The sequence below is a fragment of the Streptomyces sp. DH12 genome, assembly GCF_020873895.1.
Lineage (GTDB): Bacteria > Actinomycetota > Actinomycetes > Streptomycetales > Streptomycetaceae > Streptomyces.
The window spans coordinates 1-417 of the sequence record NZ_JAHWGT010001387.1; the positions used below are offsets into that span (position 1 = coordinate 1).

General features: G+C 69.8%; 1 pseudogene. It reads right to left on the reverse strand.

From position 1 onward, the window contains the following. Positions 1 to 129: pseudogene (locus tag LPA54_RS42780) on the reverse strand (S1 family peptidase); the annotation flags it as partial. Between the last annotated feature and the right edge of the window lie 288 nt (positions 130 to 417).

Below are 417 nucleotides of genomic sequence, written 5' to 3' on the forward strand. Positions count from 1 at the left end.
GCGGGGCGCGGCGTCGGCCGGGACCTCGCTGGCGTTCGCAGTCTGGAAGGTGACCGCGCCCGCGGCCAGTGCGGCGATGCCCGCACCCGCCATGACGGCACGGCGCCTGGGTATGCGTCGGTGCTTCAACTCACGTCCTCCTGTGGGGGGACGGCCCGGAGGGGTTGTGGGGACCTCGCCGGACCGGAAGGCGTACGGCCACGGGGGTGGAGCACAGAAAAAGCCACGCCCGCGCCGGTTGAACGCCGCCCACTCTTCCGAACGTCACAGGGAGCACACAAGGTCGACTTCCGGACGCGCGTACCTCACCAGCCGTACGCCCTCTATGTCCTGACAGATCATGGAGACGCGGGACGGTTCATACTGCAAACGTCACGCGGGGTTCACCGGGGGCACGCACCACCCGTTCGGCCGCTG